The 22,088-nt window shown below is 72.7% G+C and carries 21 protein-coding genes and 1 pseudogene; 15 read left to right on the top strand and 7 right to left on the bottom strand.

The genetic code is table 11. The annotated features are described in order from the left end of the window. Positions 1 to 159 precede the first annotated feature (159 nt). A complete protein-coding gene (locus ACGFRG_RS26155) occupies positions 160 to 1,218 on the top strand; it encodes a hypothetical protein (RefSeq protein WP_361422679.1) in 1,059 nt (352 codons plus the stop codon). Between the two features lies 1 nt (position 1,219). Here the strand turns inward: ACGFRG_RS26155 and ACGFRG_RS26160 are convergent, their stop codons facing one another. Next, positions 1,220 to 3,346 carry an alpha/beta fold hydrolase gene (locus tag ACGFRG_RS26160; RefSeq protein WP_393267789.1) on the bottom strand — a complete coding sequence of 709 codons (2,127 nt, stop codon included), beginning with the start codon at positions 3,344 to 3,346 and terminating at the stop codon, positions 1,220 to 1,222. Positions 3,347 to 3,545: 199 nt separating this feature from the next. Between ACGFRG_RS26160 and ACGFRG_RS26165 the strand changes: the two genes are divergently transcribed. The 8 genes from ACGFRG_RS26165 (at position 3,546) to ACGFRG_RS26200 (ending at position 11,068) form a co-directional block, all read left to right on the top strand. Continuing rightward, on the top strand, positions 3,546 to 3,740 hold the full coding sequence (locus ACGFRG_RS26165; RefSeq protein WP_361422685.1) for a hypothetical protein: 195 nt from the start codon (positions 3,546 to 3,548) through the stop codon (positions 3,738 to 3,740). Between the two features lie 76 nt (positions 3,741 to 3,816). Next, positions 3,817 to 4,707 carry an N-acetyl-1-D-myo-inositol-2-amino-2-deoxy-alpha-D-glucopyranoside deacetylase gene (mshB, locus tag ACGFRG_RS26170; RefSeq protein WP_361422688.1) on the top strand — a complete coding sequence of 297 codons (891 nt, stop codon included), beginning with the start codon at positions 3,817 to 3,819 and terminating at the stop codon, positions 4,705 to 4,707. Further along, positions 4,704 to 5,126 carry a DUF6113 family protein gene (locus tag ACGFRG_RS26175; RefSeq protein WP_361422691.1) on the top strand — a complete coding sequence of 141 codons (423 nt, stop codon included), beginning with the start codon at positions 4,704 to 4,706 and terminating at the stop codon, positions 5,124 to 5,126. The genes mshB and ACGFRG_RS26175 overlap by 4 nt, the downstream gene beginning before the upstream one ends. A gap of 165 nt (positions 5,127 to 5,291) precedes the next feature. Continuing rightward, positions 5,292 to 7,433 (top strand): hypothetical protein, encoded by a 2,142-nt coding sequence (locus tag ACGFRG_RS26180; RefSeq protein ID WP_393267793.1) that lies wholly within the window; start codon positions 5,292 to 5,294, stop codon positions 7,431 to 7,433. Between the two features lie 150 nt (positions 7,434 to 7,583). Beyond that, positions 7,584 to 8,510, top strand: coding sequence for an ABC transporter ATP-binding protein (locus tag ACGFRG_RS26185; RefSeq protein WP_361422697.1), 927 nt, complete (start codon positions 7,584 to 7,586; stop codon positions 8,508 to 8,510). Further along, positions 8,507 to 9,247, top strand: a complete 741-nt coding sequence (locus ACGFRG_RS26190; RefSeq protein ID WP_361422701.1) for an ABC transporter permease — start codon at positions 8,507 to 8,509, stop codon at positions 9,245 to 9,247. The genes ACGFRG_RS26185 and ACGFRG_RS26190 overlap by 4 nt, the downstream gene beginning before the upstream one ends. Positions 9,248 to 9,273: 26 nt before the next feature. Next, complete coding sequence (locus ACGFRG_RS26195) at positions 9,274 to 10,452, top strand: sensor histidine kinase (protein WP_361422860.1); 1,179 nt, start codon at positions 9,274 to 9,276, stop codon at positions 10,450 to 10,452. Positions 10,453 to 10,462: 10 nt separating this feature from the next. Further along, positions 10,463 to 11,068, top strand: a complete 606-nt coding sequence (locus ACGFRG_RS26200) for a response regulator (protein WP_393267797.1) — start codon at positions 10,463 to 10,465, stop codon at positions 11,066 to 11,068. Between the two features lie 22 nt (positions 11,069 to 11,090). Here the strand turns inward: ACGFRG_RS26200 and ACGFRG_RS26205 are convergent, their stop codons facing one another. Next, the gene (locus ACGFRG_RS26205; protein ID WP_361422704.1) at positions 11,091 to 11,930 is read right to left on the bottom strand and encodes a transglutaminase-like domain-containing protein; all 840 of its coding nucleotides are present in this window, start codon (positions 11,928 to 11,930) and stop codon (positions 11,091 to 11,093) included. 168 nt (positions 11,931 to 12,098) lie between these two features. Beyond that, entirely contained in the window at positions 12,099 to 13,103 is a 1,005-nt protein-coding gene (locus ACGFRG_RS26210; RefSeq protein ID WP_361422706.1) for a GNAT family N-acetyltransferase, read from the bottom strand. A 142-nt stretch (positions 13,104 to 13,245) separates the two neighbouring features. Here ACGFRG_RS26210 and fdxA point away from each other — a divergent pair, with 142 nt between their 5' ends. Both fdxA and ACGFRG_RS26220 read left to right on the top strand, forming a co-directional pair. Beyond that, on the top strand, positions 13,246 to 13,581 hold the full coding sequence (gene fdxA, locus ACGFRG_RS26215; RefSeq protein ID WP_188276063.1) for a ferredoxin: 336 nt from the start codon (positions 13,246 to 13,248) through the stop codon (positions 13,579 to 13,581). A 102-nt stretch (positions 13,582 to 13,683) separates the two neighbouring features. Continuing rightward, positions 13,684 to 14,793, top strand: coding sequence for a bifunctional succinyldiaminopimelate transaminase/glutamate-prephenate aminotransferase (locus tag ACGFRG_RS26220; protein WP_393267802.1), 1,110 nt, complete (start codon positions 13,684 to 13,686; stop codon positions 14,791 to 14,793). Between the two features lie 104 nt (positions 14,794 to 14,897). Here the strand turns inward: ACGFRG_RS26220 and ACGFRG_RS26225 are convergent, their stop codons facing one another. Continuing rightward, positions 14,898 to 15,347: an ATP-binding protein gene (locus ACGFRG_RS26225; RefSeq protein WP_361422712.1), complete on the bottom strand. Its 450-nt coding sequence runs from the start codon at positions 15,345 to 15,347 to the stop codon at positions 14,898 to 14,900. A 363-nt stretch (positions 15,348 to 15,710) separates the two neighbouring features. Next, entirely contained in the window at positions 15,711 to 16,658 is a 948-nt protein-coding gene (locus ACGFRG_RS26230; RefSeq protein WP_361422715.1) for a hypothetical protein, read from the bottom strand. 230 nt (positions 16,659 to 16,888) lie between these two features. On the opposite strand from ACGFRG_RS26230, the gene dapE reads away from it, so the two are divergent. Together dapE and ACGFRG_RS26240 are read left to right on the top strand one after the other, a co-directional pair. Continuing rightward, on the top strand, positions 16,889 to 17,968 hold the full coding sequence (dapE, locus tag ACGFRG_RS26235) for a succinyl-diaminopimelate desuccinylase (protein WP_361422718.1): 1,080 nt from the start codon (positions 16,889 to 16,891) through the stop codon (positions 17,966 to 17,968). Between the two features lie 133 nt (positions 17,969 to 18,101). Further along, on the top strand, positions 18,102 to 18,863 hold the full coding sequence (locus ACGFRG_RS26240; RefSeq protein ID WP_361422721.1) for a TIGR00730 family Rossman fold protein: 762 nt from the start codon (positions 18,102 to 18,104) through the stop codon (positions 18,861 to 18,863). Positions 18,864 to 18,964: 101 nt separating this feature from the next. Here the strand turns inward: ACGFRG_RS26240 and folP are convergent, their stop codons facing one another. Then, a complete protein-coding gene (gene folP / locus ACGFRG_RS26245; RefSeq protein ID WP_393267807.1) occupies positions 18,965 to 19,825 on the bottom strand; it encodes a dihydropteroate synthase in 861 nt (286 codons plus the stop codon). A gap of 52 nt (positions 19,826 to 19,877) precedes the next feature. Here folP and ACGFRG_RS26250 point away from each other — a divergent pair. Both ACGFRG_RS26250 and ACGFRG_RS26255 read left to right on the top strand, forming a co-directional pair. Further along, a pseudogene (locus ACGFRG_RS26250) lies at positions 19,878 to 20,228 on the top strand (DivIVA domain-containing protein); the annotation flags it as partial. A gap of 23 nt (positions 20,229 to 20,251) precedes the next feature. Beyond that, positions 20,252 to 20,830 carry a DNA-3-methyladenine glycosylase I gene (locus tag ACGFRG_RS26255; RefSeq protein ID WP_393267810.1) on the top strand — a complete coding sequence of 193 codons (579 nt, stop codon included), beginning with the start codon at positions 20,252 to 20,254 and terminating at the stop codon, positions 20,828 to 20,830. Positions 20,831 to 21,110: 280 nt separating this feature from the next. Here the strand turns inward: ACGFRG_RS26255 and ACGFRG_RS26260 are convergent, their stop codons facing one another. Next, positions 21,111 to 21,911: an enoyl-CoA hydratase-related protein gene (locus tag ACGFRG_RS26260; protein ID WP_361422730.1), complete on the bottom strand. Its 801-nt coding sequence runs from the start codon at positions 21,909 to 21,911 to the stop codon at positions 21,111 to 21,113. Positions 21,912 to 22,088 lie beyond the last annotated feature (177 nt).

A 22,088-nucleotide genomic window follows, 5' to 3' on the forward strand; every position in this document is an offset into this window, starting at 1 on the left:
CCGTGCGGGTGCCGTGGGCCGGTCGGGGTGTCTCGTCACCCCGGCCGGTCGCTGCCGTTTCGCCCAGGTCACGCGCCCCTCTTGTCGACCCGAGCACCATGGGTGGAGGATGCGGCGGAGCATGCGCTCACCAAGCCAACCGGGGGGACGGCAAGGGGTATGCGGCAGGCACAGACACTCACGGGCGGGGCGCGGCTCACCGGGGCCGTGCTGTGCGCCTTCCTCGCGCTGCTCACGGCCGCCTGGATCGGGCGCGATCTGCACACCGCCCGGTCCGTGGGCGACCTCTGGTGGTTCTGGGCGGGCGCGCCCAACGGCCACGGCGGCACCCCGCTGACCACCGGTTTCCTCGATCCCGTGCTGCTCGTGGTGTACCTGGTGGCGGTCGTCGTGGTGCCGCGGTCACCGTTGGCCACGGCCGTGCTGGCCGCCGTCGGGGCCGTCACCGCCGCGCTGCGGATCTCGTCGCTGTGGGTGCTGGACGACCACTGGCTGGACACCACCGCGCTGCACGAACTCCATCGCCGGGCGCTGCTCAGCACGTTCGCGGCGCTGGCGGCGGGGCTCGCCCTGCTGATCACGGCAGCGGCTGGGCGCAGGCCGTCGGCCGACGGTGTGCCGGGGCCGCCGACCCGGCCGGGCGCGGGGGCCGGGATCACCGCGTTCGTGCTGCTCGTCGCCGCCGCGGCGGTCGCGGTGGCGTGGGAGATCTATACGGCGGTGAAGCTTCCGGGGTCCGTGTACAAGGTGCGGTTCAGTGGCGGGAACCTGCCGCTGCTGTGGGTGCCGGCGGGGTGGATGACGGTGGTTCTCGTGGTGGCCGCGCTGGCCGCCGGGGTCGGGGGTCTTGCCCGGGCCGCCTTCGCGCGGCCGCTGGGCCTGGTGGCCGCGGCCGTGCTCGCGGTGTCGGGGGCGCTGGGGGTGAGTGTGCTGGTGCGGTTCAAGCTGCTCGATCACTTCGACACGTTGTCGACGGCCGGGCAGTTGCAGGTCGTGACGTTCTTCTTCGAGCTGGTGGTGGGGCTGGTGCTGGTTTTGGTACTGGTGCGGCGGGGGCCGCCGGAGCCGACGGATGTCTCCGGCGCGCCGTGGAACCCCGGGTACCCGCCGTATGCGCCCCGGGACGCGCACGGCGGGTACGGCGGCGGGGGGTTCGGGCCGCCGCCACCCGGTTTCGGTCCGCCCCCGCCGCCGTCGTCCCCGCCGCCCGGCTGGTGACCTACCCCAACGACCGCTTCAGGAAGTCCACTTGGAGCAGGAGCAGGTTCTCGGCCACTTGCTCCTGGGGGGTCATGTGGGTCACGCCCGTCAGGGGCAGGACCTCGTGGGGGCGGCCCGCCGCCAGCAGGGCCGAGGAGAGGCGGAGGGTGTGGGCGGCCACCACGTTGTCGTCCGCGAGGCCGTGGATGATCATCAACGGGCGGTGCTGCCCGGCCGGTTGGGACAGGCCGGTGTCGGTGACGAGCGAGTTCGCCTCGTACACCGAGGGGCCGCTCTGCGGGTCGCCGAGGTAGCGCTCGGTGTAGTGGGTGTCGTAGAGCCGCCAGTCGGTCACCGGCGCGCCCGCGATCCCCGCGTGGAAGACGTCGGGGCGGCGCAGCACCGCGAGCGCCGAGAGGTAGCCGCCGTACGACCAGCCGCGCATCGCCACCCGGCCGAGGTCCAGCGGGAAGCGCTTGGCGAGGTCGTGCAGCGCCTCGATCTGGTCGTCGAGGCTCAGCGTGAAGTCGTCGCGGATCGCCTTCTCCCAGCCGGGGGAGCGGCCCGGGGAGCCGCGGCCGTCGACGACGATCACCGCGAAGCCCTGGTCGGCGAACCACTGGGAGGTGAGATGGGAGTTCTGGGCGGCCAGGACGCGAGGGCCGTGGGGGCCGCCGTACGGGTCCAGGAGCACCGGAAGCGGGCCGTCCGCTTCCTTGTATCCGGTGGGGAGCAGTACGGCGCACGGGATGCGCCGCGCGCCCCCCTCGGTCAGCCGCACTCCGGCCGCGAGGACGGGCGTCTCGGCGTGCGAGTCGATCACCGCGAGCTGCTTGCCGTCCCGTTCGACCCGCACCGTGGTGCCCGGGATGTCCGGACGGGCGGATGTGAGGACGGTCGTCGGTCCGCCCCGGACCGCCGAGTGCACGCCCGGCCCCTCCGAAACCCGCTCGATACCCAGCTCGTTGACCCGGTACACATGGATCTCCCCGGTTTCGGGAGCAAGGGCCCCCTCACCGGCCGACGCGGAGAGCAGGATGTCGTCCGGCCCGATGTCGAGCACGGCCCGGACGTGCAGCTGGTCACCGGTGAGCGGGCGGTCCCCGACGGCGAGCACACGCGCCCCGCCCTCGTCGGCGATCCGCACCAGCCGGCCGTCCGGGGCCCAGGCCGGAACGCCGGGGAAAAGATCGAGCCAGACCTCGTCGTCGTCGACATGGACGGTCCGGGTCGCCCCGGACTCCGTGTCGACGGCCAGATATGTCTGGGTCCGCTGGTCCCGGGCCTGCACCAGGAGCAGCGGGGCGCCCGCCGCCGACCAGTGCACCCGCGCGAGATACGGGTGGCGCACCCGGTCCCAGACGACCTCGGTCCTGGACCCGTCCAGACCGTACAGAAACAGCCGGACCTCGGCGTTGGGCGTGCCCGCCGCCGGGTACGCGACGCGCTGCGGCTCGCGGTCCGGGTGCGCCGGGTCGGCGATCCACCAGCGCTTCACCGGGCTCTCGTCGGCCCGCGCCACCAGCAGCCGGTCGGAGTCGGGCGACCACCAAAAGCCCCGCGAGCGGCCCATCTCCTCGGCCGCGATGAACTCGGCCAGACCGTACGTGACCTCGGGAGACTCCGGCTCGGCGAGCGCCCGGTCGTCCTCGCCACCGGCCCCGGCGAGCCGCAGCGCACCCCGTACGACATAGGCGAGAAGGCGGCCGTCCGGGGACGGGCGGGGGTCGATGACCGGGCCGGGGGCGGGCAGTTCACGGGTGGTGCCGGCCCGCAGCTCGGCCGTGAACAGCCGGCCCGAGAGCGCGAACGCGGCCAACTCCACGGCCGCGTCCGTCGCGTAGCCGACGATGCCCGCGGCGCCCTCGCGGCTGCGCTCGCGCCGCGCCCGCTCCTGCGGCGACAGGTCCTCCGCGTGCCCGCCGAGCAGCGCGCGCGGGTCGGCCGCGAGCCGTTCCCCGCCGCCGGGCGCCAGATCGAGCACCCAGAGGCTGTTGGCCGGATTCGTACCGTCCGGAGACCTCAGAAAGGCCACCCGGCTGCCGTCCGGCGCCACCGTGAAGGCGCGGGGCGCACCGAGCGTGTAGCGCTGGGTCCTGGCGTACTGACGCGGAAACGTGGGTTTCCCAGGGGCATTTGAGGTCATGGAGCGAACCTAGCGGCCCTCGCCCGGACGTGCCTGGCGGTGGCCGGTGTGCGCCCCTTGTGCGCCCGTGCACCGATCAATGCGTTCCGTCGGATAGTTATGATCCATAGTGGGGTGTGGGTATGACTCGCATGCCCCCTCGCACACGCTCTGCCCGACCGACTGGCTCTGCCTGACCGACAGATGGAGGTGAACCGCCGTGGCACTCTCGATTTCGGCGGTCGTGCTGCTGGCGATCATCGTCTTCCTGCTGGTCAGGAAGTCCGGGCTGAAGGCCGGACACGCGGTGGTCTGCACTCTGCTCGGTTTCTACCTCGCCAGTTCGTCCATGGCACCCACCATCAGCGAATTCACCAACAACGTGGCGGGCATGATCAGCGACATCAAGTTCTGACCGTTGTGACGCCGCCCGGCGCGGCCGGGGGATCCGAGGCATGCCGCCGCGCGGCATGCCTCGTAGGCTGTCGGGTATGACGGATCTCCCCGCCCGGCGTCTGCTCCTGGTGCACGCGCACCCCGACGACGAGTCGATCAACAACGGCGCCACCATGGCCGCCTACGCCGCCGACGGCGCCCTGGTCACGCTGGTGACCTGCACCCTCGGCGAGGAGGGCGAGGTCATCCCGGCGGATCTCGCGCATCTCGCCGCCGACCGCGACGACCGCCTCGGCGCCCACCGCGTCGGCGAACTGGCGGCCGCGATGAAGGAGCTGGGGGTCACCGACCACCGCTTCCTCGGCGGCCCCGGCCGCTTCCGCGACTCCGGGATGATGGGCGCGGAGCAGAACCGCCGCGCGGGCGCGTTCTGGAACACCGACGTGGACGACGCGGCCCCGTACCTGGTCGAGGTGATCCGAACCGTTCGGCCGCAGGTCCTGGTGACGTACGACGACAACGGCGGGTACGGTCACCCCGACCACATCCAGGCCCACCGCGTCGCGATGCGCGCCGCCGAGCTGGCCGCCGACGCCGCGTACCGCCCCGACCTGGGCGAGCCGCACATCATCGCCAAGGTCTACTGGAACCGGGTGCCGAGGTCCGCCGCCGAGGAGGGCTTCGCGCGGCTGCGCGCCTCCGGCGTCTCCTTCCCCGGGATCGCCGAAGTGTCCGACATCCCGGGCGTCGTCGAGGACGAGCGGATCACCGCCGAGATCGACGGCACTCCGTACGCGGCGGCCAAGGCCGCCGCGATGCGCGCGCACCTCACCCAGATCGCCGTGGACGGCCCCTTCTTCGCCCTCTCCAACGACCTCGGCCAGCCGCTCTTCGCCAAGGAGTACTACGAGTTGGTGCGCGGCGAGTCCGGGGCGCCGGCGGGTGAGCGCGAGCACGACCTGTTCGCCGGGCTGGAGCTGTCGTGAGCACGAAACCGCGTACCTCGCCCGTCGACGTCAACCCCCGTACGGCGGGCGCCCGCCCCGGGCGGATCGCCGCCTTCCTCGTGCTGTTCGTCCTGGGCGCGCTGACCGGGGTCGCGGGCGCGCTGGTCCAAGCCGCCTGGTTCCCCGGTGGGTTGCTGCTCTCGCTGGCGGGCGCGGCCGGACTGTTCTGGGTGGGTTCGTCCCTGATGAACAGCCGGGTCGGGGTCGCGGCTCCGGGCGCCGGCTGGCTGGTGGCGGTGCTGTTTCTGACGGCCACCCGGCCCGAGGGCGACTTCGTGTTCGGCGCGGGCCTCGGCTCGTACATCTTCCTGCTCGGCGGGATGGCCTCGGCTGTGATCTGTGCCACGATCGGCAATCTCGTACAACCGGCCGGTGATTCGCCCCGACTTGGCAAGTGACGTGCGCGGGCGCCCTGGCGCAGTAGTGGGTGTGGCGTCCCGCTTCCCCGGGCCGACCGGTGCGTGCGCGCGGCGGCCAGTATGGTGGTGCGCGCCGCCGAGCCGCCCGCACACAGGCACACGAGACAAGAGCGGGTGGCGGAGCCGATCGGGAGAGAACCTGCCTTGAGTCGTGAAACTGACAGTTCGACCTCCGGCCCCCAGGGGCGCGGCGGAGCTGCGTACCCGTCGGGTACCCCGCCGTACGGAACGCCGCACTCTCCGGCGCACGACGCCCCGGAAGCCGCCGTCGCCGAGCCGGACGAACCCAAGACCGAGACCACGCTGACGACCCGGATCCGGATCAACATCCCCGGATCCCGGCCGATTCCGCCGGTGGTGATGCGTACGCCGGTGAGCGACGCGGACAAGGCGTCGGCCGCGTCCGCCGCCGAGGGCGAGCGCGAGCGGAGCGGCGCGGACGCGGAGGAGACCGGCACGCACGCCGCGCCCGGGTCCGACGACAAGCCGGCCAGCGACTGGTTCGCGCCCCGCAAGTCGGGCCCCGGCGCCCCCACGGCGACCCCGCCGTCCGGCACCCCGCGCTCGAACCTCCCGTACTTCTCGGACGCCGCGCAGGGCGACGGCTCCACGACGGGCGCCTTCGCGCGGCCGCAGGGCGGTGGCACCGACGGGAGCGGCTTCGCCCCCGGCGCGGGCTCCGCGAACGGCCAGGGCTTCGCAGCCGGGAACGGCGGCTCGCCCAACGGCGGCGGTGGTTCCGCCTCGTCCGGGTTCTCGGCCGACGGCCACCCCGCCGGGCCCACCACCGGCCCGGTCACCGGCACCGCCGCGCTGCCCACCCGCCCGCTCGACAGCCGCAAGGGCCAGCAGCGGCTCGGCGGCCAGGGCCTCGCCGCCTCACAGGGCCCCGCGAGCACCCCGAGCCACGGCACGCCGGTCTTCGGCGGTGAGGGCCCGGGCGGCACGCCCAGCCACGGCACGCCGGTCTTCGGCAACGAGGCCGGTACGCCGGGCCACGGCGCCCCGGTCCGGGGCGGCCAGGGTGTGCGGCCCGGCCCCGTGACGCCGTCGGCGCCCCGGATGTCCGACGACACCGCGATCCTGACCCCGCAGCCCCCGGCCCCGGTATGGGGGCACGCGGGAGCGACCCCGCCCTCGCCCCCGCCGGCCGAGCATGTCTCCGGTGACACGCTGACCAGCGGGATCCCGGTCGTACCGGGCGACAACCGGGCCGCGTTCCCGGGCGGTCCCGGCGCGGGGCCCGACCTCACGCCGCGCATCCCGGACTCGGAGAGCGCGCAGGCGCAGGACGCCCCGAAGCCCCCGGCCCGTACGAGCGCGCCCGCGCCCGCCAAGAAGAAGGGCCGCTCCAAGCTGGTCCTGCTCGGCGTCGCGGTCGTCGGCGCGGCCGGTGTCGCGTACTGCGCGGGCCTGCTGCTCAACCACTCCGAGGTCCCCAAGGGCACCACGGTCCTCGGCGTCGACATCGGCGGCGGCAGCAAGGAGCAGGCCGTCGCCAAGCTGGACGCCACGCTCGGCAAGCGCGCGGTCCAGCCGCTGCGGCTCACCGTCGACGGCAAGAAGGAGACGCTCGCCCCGGACAAGGCGGGTCTGACCCTGGACAGCCAGGCGACCGTCCGCAACGCGGCGGGCAGCGACTACAACCCGGTCTCGGTCATCTCCTCGCTGTTCGGCGGCAAGCGGGCCGCCGAGCCGGTCATCCCGGTCGACGAGGAGAAGCTGGGCGTCGCCCTGACCGACCTCGCGGGCGCCTCCGGCTCCGCCGTCGAGGGCACGGTCAAGTTCCTCCCGGGCAAGGCCGAGGCCGTACCCGGCAAGGCGGGCAAGACGCTCGACGTCAACCGCTCGATGAACTCGGTCAAGGACGCCTACCGGGCGCAGGTGGAGACGGGCACGCCCAAGGACGTGCAGCTGCCGGTCACCAGCCGCCAGCCGACCATCACGGCGGCTGAGATCGAGCGGGCGATGAACGACTTCGCCAAGCCCGCCATGTCCGACAAGATCACCATCAAGGCCGGCGGCAAGCAGATCGTCTTCGGCCCGGTGAAGTCGCTCCCGAAGATCCTTTCGATGAAGGCGATCAACGGCAAGCTGGTCGAGGTCTACGACAAGAAGGCGATCGACCAGCTCATGGGCAGCGCCTTCAACGGCGTGATGATCATGAAGGGTGACGGCCAGAAGCACCCGCTGTCCGCGGACGACGTGGCCAAGGCGATGCAGAGCGCCCTGCGCGGCAAGACCCCCGCGCAGCGCACCGTGACGATCGACCTGAACGCGAGCTGACCCGCCCTCCGGCCGACCGTGGTCGGACCCGGCCCCCGTACGCCCGACGCGTGCGGGGGCCGTGTCACGCCGTACGCATGACATCTGTCATCCAGGAGTCACGACACCCGGCACTGCCCCGGGCCGGGGCCCACGGGCGAACCTTGGGTCATGACCACAACGACGACCTCCACCGCCACCTCCGTGGTGAGCTTCGAGAACGTGAGCAAGAGCTACGGGGACGTCCGCGCCGTCGCGGACCTCTCGCTCACCCTCCACCCCGGCGAGACGGTCGCGCTGCTCGGGCCGAACGGCGCGGGCAAGTCCTCGACGCTCGACCTGCTCCTCGGGCTGCGCCGCGCCGACGCCGGTACGGTCCAGCTCTTCGGCACCAGCCCCGAGCAGGCCATCCAGGACGGCCGGGTCGGCGCGATGCTCCAGAGCGGCGGCCTGATGGAGGAGGTCAAGGTCCGCGAGCTGGTCAAGCTCGCCTGCGATCTGCACCCGCGCCCGTACCCGGTCCAGGAGGTGCTGGACCGCGCGGGCATCACGCAGATCGCCGACCGCATGGTCAACAAGCTCTCCGGCGGCCAGGAGCAGCGTGTGCGCTTCGCGCTCGCGACGGCCGGAGCCAACGACCTGATCGTCCTGGACGAGCCGACCACGGGCATGGACGTCACCGCCCGCCAGGCGTTCTGGGCGACGATGCGCGAGCAGGCGCAGCAGGGCCGTACGGTCCTGTTCGCCACCCACTACCTGGAGGAGGCGGACGCGATCGCCGACCGCGTCCTGGTGCTCCACAAGGGCCGCCTCCTCGCCGACGGCACCGCCTCCGAGATCAAGGCGAAGGCCGGCGCCCGCCGGATCGCCTTCGACCTGGAGGGCGCGATCGACGAGGCGGCCCTGCGCGGGCTGCCGTTCCTGGCGGGCCTGGACATCTCGGGCCGCACGGTCCGCCTCCAGTCGACCGACGCCGACGCCACCGTCCACGCGGTCTACGGGCTCGGCCTGTACCCGCGCAACCTCGAAGTCGCCGGGCTCGGCCTGGAGCAGGCCTTCGTCGCCATCACCGAGGCCGAGGAGGCCAGGACCGCATGAACACGCTCATCAAGCTCGAAATCGCCCGCACCCTGCGGAACAAGAAGTTCATGTTCTTCTCGGTGATCTACCCCTCCGCGCTCTATCTGCTGATCTCCGGCTCGCAGAACACCACGGACAGGATCGGCGGCACCGACCTGACCTTCCCCGCCTTCTTCATGGTCTCGATGGCGTCGTTCGGCGCGATCACCGCCGTGCTGATGGGCAACAGCGAGAAGATCGCCAAGGAGCGCGAGAAGGGCTGGGTGCGCCAGCTGCGGCTGACCGCGCTGCCCGGCCGCGGCTACGTCCTGGCGAAGATCGCGAGCGCCGCCGTGGTCACGCTGCCCTGCATCGTGGTGGTCTTCCTGGTGGCGGCCACGGTCAAGGACGTACGGTTCGACGCCTGGCAGTGGCTGGCGCTGACCGGCTCCATCTGGGCGGGCTCGCTCGTCTTCGCGGCGCTCGGGGTGGCCATCGGCTACCTCGCCAGCGGTGACGCGGTCCGCCCGATCACGATGATCATCTACTTCGGCCTCTCCATCCTGGGCGGCCTGTGGATGCCCACGACGACGTTCGCGCCCTGGCTCCAGTCGCTCGCCAAGTGGCTGCCCACGCACGCGTACGCTGCGCTCGGGCAGGCCATCGAGGCGGGCAGCGCCCCGCACACCAAGGACGTGGCCGTCCTCGCCGTCTACTTCCTGCTCTTCGCGGGCGGCGCGGCCTGGCTGTACCGGAAGGACACCCTGAAGGCGTGACCAGCGTGACGGAAGCCCCCAAGCCCATGACCGCGATCGGCCGTCCGCCGGAGAACCGCCGGGAGGCGGGGCGCAAGCTGGTGTGGATCGGCATCTGGCTGGCGTTCCTCGGCGCCCCCGTCTCCGACCTGCTCAAGGGCGAGCACACGGTGGGGGCGACCGTGCTCGGCTGGCTCGCCCTGGTCGCGTTCGTAGCGGTCTACCTCGCCCTGGTCTTCCGCCACACCGCCCGCCCCTACGCCCGCTCCACGACCGCCTCGATCCTGGCCTTCCTGGCCGGCATCGCGACCCTCACCTCGCTGACCCTGGACGCGCCCTGGCTGGTGCTCTTCGTGTACGTGTCGGTCGGCTGCGGGGCGGTGCTGCCGCTGCCGGTCGCCAAGTGGGCGATTCCCGCCGTGACCGGCGTCATGGCCCTGCTCGGCCTGACCACGAAGGGCGCCTGGGGCGACTTCGTACCGGGCCTGGCGATCCCGGCCCTGCTCGGCGGCTTCGCCATGAGCGGCGTGCGCCAACTCGTCCGTACCACCGTGGAGCTGCGCGAGGCGCGGGCCACGGTGGCGCAGCTGGCCGCCAACGAGGAGCGGCTGCGCCTCGCCCGCGATCTGCACGATCTGCTCGGCCACTCGCTCTCCCTGATCACGCTCAAGAGCGAGCTGGCCGGCCGGATGCTCCCGGCCCACCCCGACCAGGCGGCCCAGCAGGTCGCCGACATCGAACAGGTCAGCCGCCAGGCCCTGGTGGACGTACGGGAAGCGGTGTCCGGCTACCGCAGGGCGACGCTCGCCGGTGAACTGGCGGGCGCGCGCACCGCGTTGACGGCGGCCGGGGTGACAGCCGATCTGCCCGCCACCGCCGAGCTGCCCGAGGAGGCGCCCGAGGGCGCGGAGGAGGCGCTCGCCTGGGTGGTCCGCGAGGCGACCACCAACGTGGTGCGCCACAGCGGCGCGAAGAAGTGCGCGATCACCCTCGACGTGCGCCAGACGCTGGACGGCCGCTTCGTCGAGCTGCGCATCGCGGACGACGGCCGGGGCGGCCCGGGCGCCCCCGTCCCCGGCAACGGCCTGACGGGCCTGGCGGAACGGCTGGCCAAGGCGGGCGGCACCGTGGAGGCGGCGTCCGCCAAGGGGTTCACGCTGATCGCGCGGATCCCGCTGGCCGAGGCCCCGGCCACCGGTCACGGAGCGTCCCCGCCAGCCCTCTAAAATTCGGTTCATGATCCGACTCCTGCTGGCCGAAGACCAGTCCATGGTCCGCGAGGCCCTCGCTGCGCTGCTCGGCCTGGAGCCGGACTTCGAAGTCGTGGCCCAGGCCGCGCGCGGCGACGAGGTGCTGCCGGCCGCCCGGGCGCACGAGATCGACGTGGCGCTCCTGGACATCGAGATGCCGGGCTGTACGGGCATCGAGGCGGCCGCCGCCCTGCACCGCGAGTTCCCGGCCCTGAAGATCGTGATCCTGACGACCTTCGGCCGCCCCGGGTATCTGCGCAGCGCGATGGAGTCGGGCGCGGACGCCTTCCTGGTCAAGGACGCCCCGGCGGCCCAACTCGCGGCCGCGGTGCGCAAGGTGCTCGCGGGGGAGCGGGTCATCGACCCGACCCTGGCGGCGGCAGCGCTGGCGGAGGGCGCCAACCCGCTCACCGACCGCGAGCGCGATGTCCTGCGCGCGGCGGCGAACGGCGCCACCAACGCCGAGCTCGCCCGCACCCTGTCCCTCTCCCAGGGCACGGTCCGCAACTACCTCTCGATGGCCATCCAGAAGCTCGCGGCCCGCAACCGGGCGGAGGCGGTGGGGATCGCGCGGGAGAAGGGCTGGCTGTAGCCGCCTTTCGCGCGATCCGGCCTCAGTTGAGCATCGCCCGGGCCGCCCGGGCCCGTCCCCGGATCGTCTCGGCGGTACGGGGCTCCACCGGCTCCAGGACGTCCGCGTACAGGTCCAGTTCGGCCGCTCCGGCCAGGAAGTCGCCGCGCTGGACCAGGAGCTGGGCCCGGTCGTAGCGCAGCCGGGCCGGGTGGGTGGGCAGCAGCAGGCTGAGGTCGAGCGCCCACAGGGCCACGGCGCTCTGCTCCGGGCGGGCCGCCGCCCAGGCCCGGATGTTGTTGAGGATGCGCAGCACGATCGCGAGCGGGTCGGCCGGGGTGAGCATCGACGGGTCGAGCGGGGCGCCGGTGGCCCCGGCGACGAGCAGCTCCGCGTCCGCGCCGGTCAGCGGGCGGCCCCCGTTGAACGGATCCGCCAGGACCCGGTCCTGCGCTGCCCCGAACCCGACCACGAAGTGGCCCGGCAGAGCCACCCCGTACACCGGGGCCCCCGCCCTGCGGGCCACCTCGATCCAGATCACCGAGAGCAGGATCGGCAGGCCCCGGCGGCGCCGCAGCACCTGGGGTAGCAGCGACGACTCCAGGCGCTGGTACTCCGCCGGGGTGCCCCGGAAGTCACAGGCGCCGCCGAGCAGTTCCGCCAGCGCCTCGGCCCACGAGCGGGCGTCGCCGACCCCGTACGGGAGCAGGCCCGCCAGCCGGTCCAGCTCCACCTGGGCGGCGTCCAGGCCGCCTTGGCCGAGCCCGGGGTCGGCCACCGCGCCGATCAGCAGGCACAGCGTGGCGAGGTCGGGCCGCTCGCAGCGGGCCTCCTCGGTGAACTGCTCCCGCCAGTCGTCCGCGCCGGGGCTTTCGGGGTCCATATCCGCCTCGTACCCGTTCAGTGAGATCGGAAGTGTGGTGCCCCGGTTCCGGTCGGACCGGTTTCCGGGGGGCCGGTGGTGTCAGTGGTACCGGAGATTCCGGTTCCGTTCGGGGATCCCTTCAAGGATCCCGTCGAGGGTTCCTTCGGAGGTCCCTTCGGAGGTCCGTCAACCCGACGGATGCCTGAAGTGGTGATAGTGGTGATGCGTCGCGAAGCCGAGCGCGTCGTACAGCGCCGCCGCCCCTTCATTGTCCGCCTCGACCTGGAGCCACGCCGCCGACGCCCCCTCCGACAGGGCCTGGCGGGCCAGTGCGGTCATCACGGCCGTCGCCAGGCCCCGGCGGCGCCGCGCCGGGTCCACCTCGACCGCCATGAACCCCGCCCAGCGGCCGTCGACCACGCACCGGCCGATCGCGGCGGGCGCGTCCCCCTCGTCCCCGGCGACCGCCGCGAACCACGTCGACGGGCCGCTCTCCAGCACCTTCAGGACGTGCGGGCCCGGCGTGCCCGTGCGCTGGTAGCGGCTGAGCCAGTCGGGGCCGATGGTGCGGGACAGCTCGACCCCCGAGACGTCCGCGTCGACGTCCCCGATCGGGGCAAGTGCGGCGATCCGCAGTTGGGCGCTTACTTCGCGAATCCACCCATCCTGTTCAAGATCGACACACAGCTGTTCCTGCGTCCCCTCGGCACCCGTCGCCGTTTGCACGTACGTGGGAAGTCCGCGCGCCGCGTACCACTCCCGCACGTACGCCAGAGCGTCCGCGAGCGGTCGGCCCGGGTCGCCGAGGGGGAGCGCCGAATTGGCCCGGCGGGTGAATCCGCCGGCCGCCCGCAGCGTCCACTCGCCCAGCGGCTCGCTCTCCACCGGCTGCCAGGAGCGCGCGCTGACCAGCGACAACTCCCGGAAGGTGGCGGCCGGGCCGCGGCGCCTCGCGGGTTCGGCCGGGACGACCTTGCCCGCGACCATCTCGCGCTCCGGGATGCGGACCGTCTCGCCGGTCCTGCGTGTGATCGACAGCACCCCGGCATCCCACGATGTGAGAACGCCGATCGTGTCGGTGAACTTCTCGCCCCGCTCGCCGGTCGTCGCGAGGTGCCTGACTGATACCCGTTTGCCCTGATCTTCAGGCGTGATGCGGACGATCAACCGTCCGCCGGTGGTGAACTCCACAGCTCTCTTCGCCCCTCCTGTTCGGATCGCGCCCCGGAACGGAGATACTAGGTGTGGGCATCGACGACGCCGCGCTCCCGCGCGCCACGTGGACGGAGCCGCCAGACCGGCCCGCCGCGCCCTATCGAGGAGGAACGACAGCGTGACCTACGTCATTGCGGAGCCTTGTGTCGACCTTAAGGACAAGGCATGCATCGAAGAGTGCCCGGTCGACTGCATCTATGAGGGCCAGCGGTCCCTCTACATCCACCCGGACGAATGTGTCGACTGTGGTGCCTGTGAGCCGGTCTGCCCGGTCGAGGCCATCTTCTACGAGGATGACACCCCGGAGGAGTGGAAGGACTACTACAAGGCGAACGTCGAGTTCTTCGACGAGCTCGGTTCGCCCGGTGGTGCCTCCAAGCTCGGCCTCATCGAGCGCGACCACCCCTTCATCGCCGCTCTGCCCGCCGACATCAACGCCGACAGCGAGCACTGACACCGACACCGAGTGTCCCCCCGGTCCCGTACGGCGCCCAGCGCCCTGCGGGACCGGGGCGTTTCCTCCGCACGGAACCGGTACGAGAAAGTGAGCACCTCCGTGGGCGCAGTCTCCGCACGTCTGCCCGTCTTCCCCTGGGACAAGCTGGAGCCGTACAAGGCGACGGCCGGGGCGCACCCGGACGGCATCGTGGACCTCTCCGTGGGCACGCCGGTCGACCCGGTCCCGGCGCTGATCCAGGACGCGCTGGTCGCGGCCGCGGACTCGCCCGGCTATCCGACGGTGTGGGGCACCACCGAGCTGCGCGACGCGCTCACTGGATGGGTCGGGCGGCGGCTCGGCGCGGTCGGCGTCGGCCACCGCAACGTGCTGCCGGTGGTCGGCTCCAAGGAGCTGGTGGCCTGGCTGCCGACCCAGCTCGGCCTCGGCGCGGGCGACAAGGTCGCCTACCCGCGGCTCGCGTACCCCACGTACGAGGTGGGCGCCCGGCTCTGCGGCGCCCAGGCCCTCGTCTACGACGACCCGACCGAGCTCGACCCGGCCGGTCTCAAGCTGCTCTGGCTGAACTCGCCGTCCAACCCGACCGGCAAGGTCCTCGCCAAGGACGAGCTGGTCAGGATCGTCGCCTGGGCGCGCGAGCACGGCGTCCTGGTCTTCTCGGACGAGTGCTACCTGGAGCTGGGCTGGGAGGCCGAGCCCGTCTCGGTGCTGCACCCGGACGTCTGCGGCGGTACGTACGAGGGCATCGTCGCCGTCCACTCGCTCTCCAAGCGGTCCAACCTGGCGGGCTACCGCGCCGCGTTCATCGCGGGCGACGAGGCCGTGCTCGGCGAGCTGCTGCAGATCCGCAAGCACGGCGGCATGATGACGGCCGCGCCCGTGCAGGCGGCGACGGTGGCGGCGCTCGGCGACGACGCGCACGTCCAGGAGCAGCGGGCGCGCTACGCCGCCCGCCGGGCCGCCCTGCGCGACGCGCTGGTCAAGCACGGCTTCCGGATCGAGCACAGCGAGGCCAGCCTCTACCTCTGGGCGACCCGCGACGAGGGCTGCTGGGAGACGGTGGCGCACCTCGCCGAACTCGGCATCCTGGTCGCCCCCGGCGACTTCTACGGCGCGGCGGGCGAGCGGTTCGTGCGGGTGGCCTTCACGGCGACGGACGAGCGCGTCGAGGCGGCCGTGAAGCGCCTGGGCGAGCACACGCCCGCGTAGGCCCGCGCAAGCCTTCGTAGGACCGGTCACGTCCCGTACGTACGAGAAGGGGCCCCGGGGACAGGATCCCGGGGCCCCTTCGGCCTGTGCGGCGGGGTGCGCGGTCAGCCGACGGGCAGGCCCTTGAGCGGCAGGGAGTCGGCGGACGGCAGCCCGCCCGTCGGCAGCTGGCCGCCGACCGGCAGGCCGTCCAGGGAGGCCGACTTGGCGGTCTGGCCGAGGAGGTCGCCCGCGCTGCCCGCCGCGTCGCCCGCCGCCTTCTGCGCGGCCGGGGTCGCCGTCTTGCCCGCCTTGCCGACGGTCTTGCCCGCGGCCGGGACCGCCTTCTTGACCGCGGCGCTGCCGGTGTCGCCCGCCAGGTTGGTGGCCTTCTGCGCGACGCCGTCGACGGCGTCGCCGAGGTGGGCGCCGTCGACCGCGCTCAGGCCGCTCAGGTTCGGGGTCTCCGGGAGACCGGCGGCGCTTGCGGAGCCGGCCGCACCGACCACGGGCGCTGCGCCCGCCGCGATGAGCAGCGCGACACGGGCGATCCGACGGGTCAGGGGGAGGGACATGGTGCTCCTTCAGACAGGGACTGTTCTGATCTGTCCGGCGTTCGGACGCAGTGACAACCGGTCCAAGGGCGGCGGAGGTTGCGGTGATCCCAGGTAAAGAGTTCGCAATGCGTCGCATTATCGGGTTCGGATAAAAACGGGCAAACGAACCGGCGGGGGATGAGTTGAGATGCCGTCACATTCCTTTGTTTCCAAGGGAATTGACGATTCTTCGCGCGGGCGCGGGGGTGGGTGTACGAAACGGTGTACGGCGAAGGGTGCGGGTGCCCCGTGCGAGTGGCCGACCGAATGGGCGGCCGAATGGGTGAAAAGCGCATTCGCGCTGCCGCGGAGCGCTATGCGGTGAGCGTCATCCGGTGAGCGCTATCCGGCGAGCGTGATGCGGACCTGGCCGAAGGCGCCGGACGGCGCCGGGTCGCCGGAGGCCGCGGCGGTGTCCGTGGCCGCGCCCGCGTCGGTGCGCCAGCCCTTGTGCGAGCCGGACACGTTCCAGGTGTGCCCGGCGTACGCGACCTGCTCGACCCGCAGGGTCGCCGCGTGGGCGACCGCCCAGTGCGCGAGCGCCCAGCCGCGCTGCTCCGCGCCGCCGTCGGCGTTGGCACCGGCCCGGGCGGGCGAGTGCACCGGGACGGTCACCTCGCGGCCGTCGCCCTTGTCGGGGGCCACGCCCGCGCCGAACGCGCGGGTGAGCTCGGCGCGCACCTTCGCCGGGTCGCCCGGGTGCGCGTCCTTGGCGACCGTGCAGGTCAGCGAGGCGGGCGAACGGCCGGTGAGCGCGGCGGTGAGCAGCGTGGCGTCCGGCTCGTGCTTCGCGTACGCCTGCGGGAAGCCGCTGCGCTGCACCTTCTGCGCGGCGACGGTCAGCGGCAGCCGCGAGTAGCCGGGGACCTCGGCCAGGCGCTGGTAGAACTTCCCGGCCGCGTAGACCGGGTCCATGATCTGATCCACGGTGCCCCAGCCCTGCGAGGGGCGCTGCTGGAAGAGGCCCACCGAGTCGCGGTCGCCGCGCGTGATGTTGCGCAGCCCGGACTCCTGGAGCGCGGTGGCGAGCGCGATCGTCACCGCGCGCTCGGGCATCCCGCGCGAGGTGCCGACCGCGGAGATCGTCGCCGCGTTCTCGGCCTGCTCGGGGCTGAGCCGGTAGGTGTCCCCGTCTCCGGACCCGACCGTGCATCTCGGTGCCCCGGGACCCCCGCTCACGTACTGCGCCACCAGGTATCCGGCGACGGCGAGCAGAACGGCGGCCGCGGCCGTGATACGCAGGAGGCGGCCGCGCCGGGCGGGTCGGGGGTGAGTGGCGGGGTGGGACACGGGACCACCGTACTGGAGGCCGGGGCGGGAGCCCGGGGGCGGTGCGGGGCCTTTACCTGCCCCAGGGGCAGGGTCCCGCACTCCGGACGCTCCGGCCCGTCGGCGGTGCGCGGCCGTGGGGTGCATCGGACGGTGGCAGTGCTCGCACTTCGGGCGGCTCGGCCGTCGGCCGTGCTCGCGCTTCGGACACTTCGGCCGGGGCCGGGTGGGGGCGCGCTAGGGTCGGAGCCATGGCTGACACCTCCCTTGACCTGACCCTTGACGGCCCCGCGCTCACCGCGTGGCTCGTCGACTTCCCGTCGGTGAGCGGGACGGAGAAGCCGCTCGCGGACGCGATCGAGGCGGCCCTGCGGACGCTGCCGCACCTCACCGTGGACCGCTACGGCAACAACGTCGTCGCGCGGACGCATCTGGGCCGGGCCGAACGGGTCATCCTGGCCGGGCACATCGACACCGTCCCGATCGCCGACAACGTGCCGTCGCGGCTCGACGAGAACGGCGTGCTGTGGGGCTGCGGCACCTCGGACATGAAGTCCGGTGTGGCGGTGCAGCTGCGCATCGCGGCGACCGTCCCCGAGCCCAACCGCGACCTGACCTTCGTCTTCTACGACAACGAAGAGGTCGCCGCACACCTCAACGGTCTCGGGCATGTGGCCGACGCACACCCCGACTGGATCGAGGGCGACTTCGCGATCCTCCTGGAGTCCTCCGTGGCCGAGGTCGAGGGCGGCTGCCAGGGCACCCTGCGGGTCCTGCTGCGCACGGAGGGCGAGCGGTCCCACTCCGCGCGCAGCTGGATGGGGTCCAACGCCATCCACGCGGCCGCCCCGATCCTGGCCAGGCTCGCCGCGTACGAGCCGCGCCGCCCGGTGATCGACGGCCTGGAGTACCGCGAGGGTCTGAACGCGGTACGGATCGAGGGCGGCGTCGCCAACAACGTCATCCCCGACGCCTGCACGGTCGCCGTCAACTACCGCTACGCCCCCGACCTCAGCGGCGAGGAGGCGATCGCGCACGTACGCGAGGTCTTCGCGGACTGCGGCGTCGCCGAGTTCATCGTCGACGACCACTCGGGCGCGGCCCTGCCGGGGCTCTCGCACCCGGCCGCCGCGGCCTTCATGGCGGCGGTCGGTGGCACCCCGCAACCCAAGTTCGGCTGGACCGACGTGGCCCGCTTCAGCGCGCTCGGCGTCCCCGCCGTCAACTACGGCCCGGGCGACCCCCAGTACGCGCACAAGCGGGACGAGCACGTGGTCGTGGAGCGCATCACCCAGTGCGAGGAACGTCTGCACGCCTGGCTGACTGCCTGAATTCCCCTATTCGTCACATACCGTCACGTAGGTCGTCCTACGCTGGCGGGAGCACCATAGGCACCACGCACGACCGCACCATCGCGTTACGCACCATTGCACGATGCAACGACGTCAGCGGAGGGAGCACGGCATGGCCAACCCCGAGGGAGAGTTTCCGGCGGAACAGCGGCTGGAGCAGCGGCTCGGACCGGTGCTCCGCCGACGCGACCAGGTCAAGCCCGGCACCACCGATCAGCGCCTGCTCGACACCGAGGGCGGCGACTCGGAGTGGGTGCACACCGATCCCTGGCGGGTGATGCGCATCCAGTCGGAGTTCGTGGAAGGCTTCGGCGCGCTCGCCGAACTGCCCAGCGCCATCAGCGTCTTCGGCTCCGCCCGTACGCCGGTGGGCTCACCGGAGTACGAGGCGGGCGTGCGGATCGGGCACGCGCTGGTCGACGCGGGCTTCGCGGTGATCACGGGCGGCGGGCCGGGCGCGATGGAGGCGGCGAACCGGGGCGCGCGCGAGGCGAGGGGCGTCTCGGTCGGCCTCGGCATCGAGCTCCCCTTCGAGCAGGGGCTCAACCCGCACGTCGACATCGGCGTCAACTTCCGCTACTTCTTCGTCCGCAAGACGATGTTCGTGAAGTACGCGCAGGGCTTCGTCGTCCTGCCCGGCGGCCTGGGCACCCTGGACGAGCTCTTCGAGGCGCTCACCCTCGTCCAGACCGGCAAGGTGACCCGCTTCCCGATCGTCCTGTTCGGCTCGGCGTACTGGTCGGGCCTGATCGACTGGCTCCGCGACACGGTGGTCGCCGGCGGCAAGGCCTCCGAACGCGACCTCCTCCTCTTCCACGTCACGGACAGCGTGGAGGAGGCGGTGGCATTGGTGACGAAGGAAGTCGGGCGGTAGTCGGCCGCGGACCGTGCTGGGCTGGTCGCCCCCACCGGCGGTCAGCCGAACGTCGGCTCCCAGCAGGGTTTCGGGAAGGGGCGGGGTGGGGGCAAAGCCCCTTATGCCAAGCCCCGCCGCGCAACAGCCGGCGCCCGGTGCCCAGCGATCGCCGCCACCATGTCCAGCACCTGGCGCGTCTCGGCGACCTCGTGCACCCGGTACACCTGCGCCCCCAGCCACGCCGACACCGCCGTCGTCGCCAGCGTCCCGATCACCCGCTCCTTGACCGGCCGGTCCAGCGTCTCGCCGACGAAGTCCTTGTTGGAGAGCGAGACGAGAACAGGCCACCCCGTCGCCGTCATCTCCTCAAGGCGTCGCGTCGCCTCCAGGCTGTGCCGTGTGTTCTTCCCGAAGTCATGACCGGGATCGATCATGATCCCGTCCCGCCGCACGCCGAGCGCGACGGCCCGCTCGGCGAGCCCCAGGGTGACCCGCAGAATGTCCGCCATCACGTCGTCGTACGCGATCCGGTGCGGCCGCGTACGCGGCTCCACGCCGCCCGCGTGCGTACACACGAGCCCCACCCCGTACCGCGCCGCGACCTCGGCCAGCTTGGGGTCGACCCCGCCCCACGCGTCGTTCAGCACGTCCGCGCCCGCCTCGCAGACCGCCTCCCCGACGTCGTGCCGCCAGGTGTCGACGCTGATCACCACGTCCGGATGCCGCCGCCGCACCTCGGCCACGAAGCCGACCGTGCGCCGCGCCTCCTCCTCGGCCGTCACCTCCTCGCCGGGGCCCGCCTTGACCCCGCCGATGTCGATGATGGCAGCACCCTCTGACACCGCCTGCTCCACGCGGGCGAGCGCGGGCTCGTCGCGGAACGTCGCACCCTGGTCGTAGAAGGAGTCCGGGGTCCGGTTGACGATCGCCATGATCACCGGCTCGTGCGCGTCGAACTCGCGCCGTCCCAGCCGCAGCATCCGCTGTTTCCTCCTCGCATAGGTCGCCTGCGACCTTAACTCCCGGCCGCGCATGGCACGATCGGACCCGACGGTTTCCGGCTGCCGGGGAGAGGCTTCGCGCGTGTTCTGGTTCTTGCTGATCGCGTTGGTCGTGGTGGTCGCCGCGGTCACCCTGGCGGTGGTGGGCGGCGGCGACGACAGTGCCGTACTGCCCGATGCGGCGCCCGAGCGGCTGGTGGACCCGCTGCCGGCCGGCCGGCCGGTGGAGCGCGCGGACATCGACGCCCTGCGGCTGCCGATGACGGTCCGCGGCTATCGGATGGCGGACGTCGACGACGTGCTGAACCGGCTCGGCGCCGAGCTCGCCGAGCGCGACGCCCGGATCACCGAGCTCACGGCCGCGCTGGCCGCCGCGACCGCCCCGACGGAACAGGAGCCGCACCAGTGAGCTCCGCGATCCCCGGCCCGGACGGCCGGCTGCGCTGCCCGTGGGGCCTGTCCACCCAGGACTACGTCGTGTACCACGACACCGAGTGGGGCCGGCCGGTCCACGGCGACGACGCCCTCTACGAACGTCTGTGCCTGGAGGCGTTCCAGTCCGGGCTGTCCTGGATCACCATCCTGCGCCGCCGCGAGGGGTTCCGCCGCGCGTTCGCCGGTTTCAGGATCGCGGAAGTCGCGGCCTTCACGGACGCGGACGCGGCGCGGCTGCTCACCGATGAATCGATCATCCGCAACCGCGCCAAGATCCAGGCGACCCTCGCCAACGCGCGCGTACTGGCCGGCTGGGCGCCCGGCGAGCTCGACGAGCTGATCTGGTCCCACGCCCCCGACCCCGCCGCCCGCCCGGCCCCCCGCACCCTCGCGGACGTCCCCGCCGTCACCGACGAGTCCACGGCGCTCTCCAAGGCGCTGAAGAAGCGCGGCCTGCGCTTCATCGGCCCCACCACGGCGTACGCCCTGATGCAGGCGTGCGGCCTGGTGGACGACCACCTGGCCGACTGCGTCGCCCGAGGCGCGTGACGCGCGCGTGAGGCGAGCCGACGGGGTACGCGGCCCTCGCGTACCCCGGACTTCACCCACACGGCCCAACGGGCCGGTACTTCTGCGGGCCCTAGGGCCTGTCCGGTGGATCTGGCCGCCTGCGGTGCCGGGTGCGGTTTCGGTGCTGGTGAGCGGGGTCGTGGTGCGTGCAGCTGCAAGGCGGAGGAGGGCGGCGACGCGGAGCGTCGGCAACCGACGACAACGCGGCAGATGGGCGTGCCACACCCCCGCGTCCCAGGCAAGATCCACCGGACAGGCCCTAGTGGCCCACGTACTTCGGCTTCTCCTTGGCCAGGAACGCGGCCACCGCGATCGCGTGGTCCTCCGACGCGCCCGCCCGGGTCTGGAGTTCGTCCTCCTTCTCCAGGGCGTCCGCGAGCGAGTGCCCGGCGCCGTACGCCAGGGACTCCTTGAGCGCGGCGTACGCCAGTGTCGGGCCGTCGGCCAGCGCGCGCGCCACGGCCGCCGCCTCGGCCGCCAGGTCGGCGGCCGGTACCAGTTTGTTCACGATGCCCAGGTCGTACGCCTCCTGCGCGGAGATCGAGCGCGGGAAGAGCAGCAGGTCGGCCGCGCGGGACTGGCCGATCAGGCGGGGCAGCGTCCAGGAGACGCCCGAGTCGGCGGTCAGGGCGACCCCGGCGAAGGACGTGTTGAAGGCCGCCGTGTCCGCGACCACGCGGTAGTCGGCCGCGAGCGCGAAGCCGAAGCCCGCGCCCGCCGCGACGCCGTTGACCCCGGCCACGACGGGCTTCGGCATCTCGGTGAGCGCCTTCAGGATCGGGTTGTAGTGCTCGCGGACCGTGCTCATGGTGGAGCCGGTGCCCGCCTCCCGGTCGGCCGCCAGCAGCGCCACGTGCTCCTTGAGGTCCTGGCCCACGCAGAAGGCCCGGCCCGTCGCGGTGAGCAGGACGGCCCGTACGGCGGGGTCCGCCGAGGCCTCCCGCGCCGCGTCCCGCAGGGCGACCTTCGCCTCGGTGTTCATGGCGTTCATGGCGTCGGGACGATTGATCGTGATCGTCGCGAGCCCGTCGGTCACCTCGTAGAGCACGGTGTCGGCCATTGGGTCGGATCCCCTCCGTTGCGGTGTCGTGTCCGCCCAGCATGGCGGAGATCGCCACGGCCGCACATGTGACCTGCGTCAAACAATCACCGGCCCGACCCCGACCCGGGGCGGCGAAGTATCGCAGGCGGATCGCCGAATTGGGTGGTTTTGATCGAGCGCGTTGCGCAAGCGATG

Source organism: Streptomyces sp. NPDC048696, assembly GCF_043198895.1.
Taxonomy (GTDB): Bacteria; Actinomycetota; Actinomycetes; order Streptomycetales; family Streptomycetaceae; genus Streptomyces.